General features: G+C 71.5%; 3 protein-coding genes. 2 read left to right on the top strand and 1 reads right to left on the bottom strand.

Annotated elements, in window-relative coordinates; genetic code table 11:
- Nucleotides 1–28 precede the first annotated feature (28 nt).
- Together recQ and V6M42_RS15140 are read left to right on the top strand one after the other, a co-directional pair.
- Nucleotides 29–1,918: a DNA helicase RecQ gene (gene recQ, locus V6M42_RS15135; protein WP_442880987.1), complete on the top strand. Its 1,890-nt coding sequence runs from the start codon at nucleotides 29–31 to the stop codon at nucleotides 1,916–1,918.
- A gap of 76 nt (nucleotides 1,919–1,994) precedes the next feature.
- Complete coding sequence (locus V6M42_RS15140) at nucleotides 1,995–2,888, top strand: aldo/keto reductase (protein ID WP_332657631.1); 894 nt, start codon at nucleotides 1,995–1,997, stop codon at nucleotides 2,886–2,888.
- Here V6M42_RS15140 and V6M42_RS15145 read toward each other — a convergent pair.
- Nucleotides 2,872–3,540: TonB-dependent receptor domain-containing protein (locus tag V6M42_RS15145; protein ID WP_332679249.1), on the bottom strand; the 669-nt coding region annotated here is incomplete at its 5' end. The genes V6M42_RS15140 and V6M42_RS15145 overlap by 17 nt on opposite strands.

A 3,540-nucleotide genomic window follows, 5' to 3' on the forward strand; every position in this document is an offset into this window, starting at 1 on the left:
CCAATTCCCCGCTGACAAACGAGAACAAATGAGGCACAAGCGCACCATGCTCGCGGATACAACTTTAGCGTCAGTCGCCCCGCCGTCGCTCGCCGACGCCCGCGCGACGCTGGAGCGGGTCTGGGGCCACGGCGACTTCCGCGGCCTGCAGGCGGACGTGGTCGCCGAGATCCTCGCCGGGCGCGACGTGCTGGCCGTCCTGCCCACCGGCGGCGGCAAGTCCGTCTGCTACCAGATTCCGGCCATGCTGCGACCCGGCCTCGGCCTCGTCGTCTCGCCGCTGATCGCCCTCATGACCGACCAGGTCGAGGCGCTGAAACAGCAGGGCGTGGCCGCCGCCCGACTCGATTCCGGCGTCTCCATGGACGACCGCTCGGCCATCTGGCGCCAGGCCCGGGCCGGCGAACTGGACCTGCTCTACGTCTCGCCCGAAGGCCTGGCCCAGCCGCATCTGATCGACCGGCTGCACGACCTGCCCCTGAGCCTGATCGCCATCGACGAGGCCCACTGCGTGTCCCAGTGGGGCCACGACTTCCGCCCCGACTACCGGACCCTGGGCCGTCTGGCCGAACTCTTCCCCGGCGTGCCGCGCATCGCCGTCACCGCCACCGCCGACGCCCGCACCCGCGAGGACATCGTCCGCTCCCTGCATCTGGAAGGCGCCAGGGTCCTCGTCGACAGCTTCGCCCGCCCGAACCTGCAGCTCTCGGCGGTGCGCAAGGAGAACGCCTCGCGGGCGAAGACCGATCTCGCCGTCATCGATCTGGTGCGCCAGCGGCGCGGCAAGTCGGGGGTCGTCTACTGCGGCTCGCGCGACGGCTGCGAGCGCGTCGCCGACGCGCTCAAGACCGCCGGGACCAACGCCATCGCCTATCACGCCGGCATGGACGCCCGCGACCGCGACCGCCGGCTGGAGCGGTTCCTGGCCGAGGACGGCGCCGTCATGGTCGCGACCATCGCCTTCGGCATGGGGGTCGACAAGGCCGACGTCCGCTTCGTCATCCACGCCGATCCGCCCGGTTCGCTGGAAGCCTACTGGCAGGAGATCGGCCGCGCCGGCCGCGACGGCGAACCGGCCGAGGGCATCACCCTGTACGGTCCGTCCGACATCGCCTGGACCCTGAAACGGCTCGACGGCCGCCCCATGGCCGAGGAGGTCAAGGCGGTGCAGGTGCGCAAGGCCCGCCAGCTGTTCGCCATGCTGGACGGCGCTGCCTGCCGTCCCCAGACCGTGCGCCGCTATTTCGGCGAGGCGGCGGCGCAGCCTTGCGGCGTCTGCGACATCTGCCTCGATCCGCCCGCCGTCTTCGACGCCACCGTCCTGGCCCAGAAGGTGCTGGCCGCCGTCCAGCGGCTGGGCGAACGCTTCGGCAAGACCCGCGTCATCGACCATCTCCTCGGCAAGACGAAGGAGGTCCAGCCGTGGGAGACCGCCCTGTCGACCTGGGGCATCGGCGCCGATGTCGCCCTGCACACATGGCGCGACGTGGTCGACCATCTGATGTTCGAGGGCCTGCTGGTCGAGGATCCGAATGACGGCAAGCCGCTGGTCCGCATCGGCGAGCCCGAGGCGGTCCGCGCCGTCTATCGCGGCGAGCGCATCGTCGAGGTCCGCCTGACCCCCGCCCGCGCCGTCGCCTCGAAGGAGCGGGTCCGCACCGGCCGCAACGCCGCGCTGGAGACCATGGACGCCGACGTCCGCGCCCGCTTCGAGACCCTGCGCGCCTGGCGCCGCGACCGCGCCGCCGAACAGCGGGTCCCGCCCTACGTCATCTTCCAGGACAAGACCCTGCTCGAGATCGCCATGGCCGAGCCCGGAAATCTCGAAACGCTGGGCCACATCTCCGGCGTCGGTCAGACCAAGCTGGACCGCTACGGCAAGGGCGTTCTGGCCGCTCTTGCACAGGCTGTGGATTGAAACCGGCGTTCGCGAGGTAAGGTTCGGTCAAGGTCTTGGAAGGGGCCCCTTAAACTTTCGCCGTCAGAGTCCTTCGGTGATCCCGAACCGCGCCCCGATTCCGGTCGATAAACTCGCTCTGGCCGTCGTGCACGCGCCGGACCGCGCCATCCCCGCGCCCGCCGGCGCCCGGGAGGAATCGCTGCGCTTCCTGCTGCAGACCGCCGCCGATTCCGGCGTCACCCGCGTGGCCACCCGGCCCGACGGCGACGGCGAACGCTGGCTGGGTCAGAGCTGGCCCTTCCCCTCGCCCTTCCAGGTCTCGGTCCGCACCGTGCCGGTCAGCGACGGCGTCGACCGCGTCGAGGCCCGCGCCCGCCGCTCGCTCGAGCGTCTCGGCCTGCCGCGCGGCGACGCCCTGCTGGTCTCCTCGGCCTCGGACCTGGCCGGCACCGAGGGCCGCGCCCTGTGGGACAAGCTGCTGGCCCTCAAGGACCGCGGCCTCTACCGCCGCATCGGCTTCTGCGCCTCGGTCGAGGACGGTCCGGCCCTGCTGGCCCGCCGCTTCCAGCCCGACCTCGTCCAGCTGAAATGCAATCTGCTGGACCAGCGCGCCCAGCATGCCGGCGTCCTGTCCGAACTGGCCTCGCTGGACGTGACCGTGCACGCCTCGTCCATCTTCGCCGACGGCCTGCTGTTCATGAACAGCGAGCAGCTGCCGGTCGAGATGCACCGCCACGCCCCGACCCTGTCGCGCATCCGCCGCCGTCTGGCCGAGGCCCGCGTCGATCCGATGCAGGCGACGCTCGCCTATGCCCTGGGCCTGCCGGAAGTCTCGGCCGTGGTCGCCAGCGTCGCCTCGGCCGCCGAGCTGCGCGCCGTCGTCGCCGCCGCCCACGCCCCGACACCGGCGCTCGACTGGGCCTCCATGCAGCTGGAGCCGGCGGCCATCGCGGCCGCCGGCTCCCGCCGGATCAGTAGCGCAGCCTGACCCCGACATAGCCGGACCGTCCCGGCTCGCCGTAGCCGAACACCTGCTGATAACGCTCGTCGGCCAGGTTCTCGATCCGCGCCGTCAGCGTGACCTTGTCGGTCAGGGCGTACGACCCGTTCAGATTGGCCGTGATGAAGGCCTCGCGGACCCCGCCGGCGTCGTCCTGATCGCCCTCGGCCCGCACCGTCAGGGCGCCGGACAGCTTCCGGCCCGTCCAGCCCAGGGTCGCCGACCCCGCCTGCTCCGGCACGCGCAGCAGCCGCGCCCCGCTGGACTCGTCCCGGGCGTCGGTCCAGGCGTAGGCGAGCGTCAGATCGAACCCGCCGCCCAGCTGGCCCCGGCCCTCGAACTCGACCCCGTCCGTCGCCGTCTCGGCGATGTTGACGTAATAGCTGTCGAAGCTGACCGGATCGAAGACATAGGTGATCTGGTCCTCGACGTTCAGCCGGTAGAAGGTCAGCCGGCCCTCGATCCGGCCGTCCGCCGAGCCCCAGCCGATCGCCCCCTCATAGCCCTCGGCCGTCTCGGGCCGCAGCACCGGGAAGGGCTGGGACGAGAAGCAGAAGTCGCACACCGCCTGGCTGATCGACGGCGCCTTGAACCCCGTCCCGTACGCCGCCGACAGGATGAAGCCCGCCCCCGCCTCGAA

This window comes from Brevundimonas sp. (assembly GCF_036677305.1).
Lineage (GTDB): Bacteria > Pseudomonadota > Alphaproteobacteria > Caulobacterales > Caulobacteraceae > Brevundimonas.

What these genes read in the sequence shown, in the direction of transcription:
- recQ (WP_442880987.1), top strand. Translation starts at nt 29, where the DNA reads ATGAGGCACAAGCGCACCATGCTCGCGGATACAACTTTAGCGTCAGTC.